Origin of the sequence: Campylobacter sp. 2018MI13, assembly GCF_018501135.1 — a bacterium.
Classification (GTDB): domain Bacteria; phylum Campylobacterota; class Campylobacteria; order Campylobacterales; family Campylobacteraceae; genus Campylobacter_E.
The window spans coordinates 1-2,674 of record NZ_JAHCZC010000124.1 but is presented as its reverse complement, the minus strand read 5'-3'; the positions used below and the strand labels follow the sequence as shown (position 1 = coordinate 2,674).

General features: G+C 26.1%; 3 protein-coding genes. 1 reads left to right on the top strand and 2 read right to left on the bottom strand.

The genetic code is table 11. The annotated features are described in order from the left end of the window. Positions 1-406: 406 nt before the first annotated feature. Positions 407-826 carry a c-type cytochrome gene (locus KJQ99_RS09110; RefSeq protein ID WP_214150623.1) on the bottom strand — a complete coding sequence of 140 codons (420 nt, stop codon included), beginning with the start codon at positions 824-826 and terminating at the stop codon, positions 407-409. A gap of 41 nt (positions 827-867) precedes the next feature. Beyond that, on the bottom strand, positions 868-2,028 hold the full coding sequence (locus tag KJQ99_RS09105) for a major outer membrane protein (RefSeq protein WP_214150622.1): 1,161 nt from the start codon (positions 2,026-2,028) through the stop codon (positions 868-870). Positions 2,029-2,288: 260 nt separating this feature from the next. On the opposite strand from KJQ99_RS09105, the gene KJQ99_RS09100 reads away from it, so the two are divergent. Next, positions 2,289-2,674, top strand: a 386-nt coding sequence (locus KJQ99_RS09100) for a DNA alkylation repair protein (RefSeq protein WP_214150621.1), incomplete at its 3' end; no start/stop codon positions are given.

The following is a 2,674-nucleotide window of genomic DNA, read 5'->3' as shown; positions in this document are numbered from 1 at the left end:
CTGAATTATATACAGCAAAACTTAAAGTATTCTTAAATATAAAAATATTTTTTAAAAAAATTGAAAAAAATGAAAATTATTTGGAAAAGTAGGGAAAGTTGGGAGAATTTAAAAAATACAATTTAAAAACATTAAAAACTAAAATTAGTGAAGATAGTTTGTAGTTGTGGTGGTTATGTGGTGAGAGTTAAGTTTGAGAAGTTTGAAATTTAGTAAGCAAATAAATAATAATTTTGCATAATATAAAAAACATTACTTGAATTATTTGTATAAAATATTTTAGATAGGTTAATTTTATATGTTTAGCATAACTTAATGGCATTATATATTTTATAAGATTATTAAGTTATATAGCTAAATTATAATAAAATATCTAAGTTTTAAAATAGGAATTTATATTTAGATTTTATTCCAAATATAAATTATCTTTAGTTTTTTTAGCAGGTTCAATATTTTTTGAATTAGGTAATTCTAAATTATCTTTGCCCTTTATATAAGCTATAATATTATCAATATCCTTATTTGACAATTTATTTGCATATCTTTGCATAACAAATCTTGTTTTGCCTCCAAAATCTTTATCGTTTTTGTAAGATTTTAACATTGATTTTAAAGTAGATGCTGAATGAGTGTTTAAGGATTTAAATGTAGTGCTTGATTTATCTCCTAAATCTCCATGACAAGAATTGCATTTATGAATATTTATAAAAAGTTCTTTACCTAAATTAATATCTAAATTATCACTAAAAGTATAATTTAATAAATCATCTGTAGTAACTGCACTTATAGAATTTGTAATACATAAAAATAATAAAATTTTTTTCATTCTAAGTCTTTAAAAAGCTAGGCTTAAAGCCTAGCAATTAATTAAAATGTATATTTAGCTTGGAATCTGATTAGTTTATCAGTTGTTTTTTCATCAGCTTGTTTTGTTGTTCCATGAGCATAGAATGCTGAGAAGTTTAGTTTGTCGCTATATTTATAAGATAGTTGTGGTTTAACTTCAAATAATTTTTCTTTTTCAGCACCTTCAACTTTATTTGTTCCGCTAATAATATCAACACCAAATCTTACATCTTCAAATGTATAGCCAATTGTTCCGAATACGAAATCTTTTTTACCAAAACCACCTTGGTAGTCTTTCATTACGATTTCGCCGTAGTTGATTAATTGACCTTCATCTTCTACAGTATTAAGAGTTAATTTATCTTTTTTACCATAACCAGCATAACCTACATTGAAGTCTAAGCCAAATGCGTCAAAGCCAGCTTCTGCTGCATAGAAGTTACCATTAGCTGCTACTTCACCTTTTCTATCTTTTTTAAGACTATTGCCTGCGTATTGAGCATGTACATTATATGCAAAGTCATCTTTGTCACCTAGAGCAACATTGAAATCTACTGCATAGAATGTGCCATAGCTAGCCATATTTGAAACCCATAGTTGAGCTGCTACTGGGTCAAAATTAGCAATAGCTGCTATACCATAAAGATTTTTTGATGTAACTATATCATTATCACCAATTAAAACTGGGCTTAAATCTCCGTCATTGTTATAGTTATCAAATGCATAAGCTGCTAAAGTTACATTTTCAATGCTGTTATTTACTATTTTTAATCCTGTTCCTAGTAAATCATCAGTCCAAATTGAACCGATTTCCATTCTACCGAACATAAATGAAGTATCGTAATTTGTATAAGTTAAATAAGCATCTCTTACAAAAAATGTATTTTTATCTTGTAAATAAGCTCTATCACCATAAGAGCCGTCAGTATTTGAATATTGGAATAATGCTGTAGCTTTAAAATTGTCAGCTATATCAGCACCGAATTTTAATTGAGCTTTATATTTGTGTCCGCTAAGATTTGTCTTTAGAACATCTGATTTAGTGCTTTCTGTTTCATATCTATATCTTAACATTCCTGATAGGTCTACATTTTGAATAGCTTCATCTAAAGCAACTGCGTTCGCGAATGAGAACGAACCTGCAGCAACAACTGCTGCTAAACTTAATTTAACTAATTTCATTTTTTCTCCTTTTTTTGTAAAAATGTAAGGGAATAGTAGCATAAATTTTGAAAATTAAGCTTAAAGTTATATAAATTTTTAAAAAAATGTAATTTGAATTATTCTTAAAAAAGGAAAACCCCTTGATTTCTCAAGGGGTTTAAGTCTCTCAAGGAGTAAAAAACTAGTCTAAGTTGCGGTGATTTTAAAGAAGCTAGGTTAATACTTAGTAAAAGTATTTATAGTAAGATTATTTTTTTAAACAAAACGAAAGAGCTATAATGAAAATTAAAGAATATTTACAAAAACATATAGATAAAATATATAAAAGTTATTGCAAAAAATCAGTATTTACTAACTATAAAATAATAGGAGTTAGAAACAATAAGCTTAAAAGGTATGCAAAAACTATAATTAAAAAGTATGATTTAAATGATTATTTATTAAATACTAATTTTAAAAGTTTTGATGAAATGCAACTTTACATACACGTATTAAATGAGTTAGATGATTATGATTTAGTAGTTAAGAATTTAAAAATAATATTAAAAATCATAGATAACTGGTGTAGTTGCGATACTATAAGACCTAAGTGTTTTGATAATAATCTTGATAAGGTAGAGCAAATCATATACGAATGGATTAAGTCTAATACAATATATGAAAT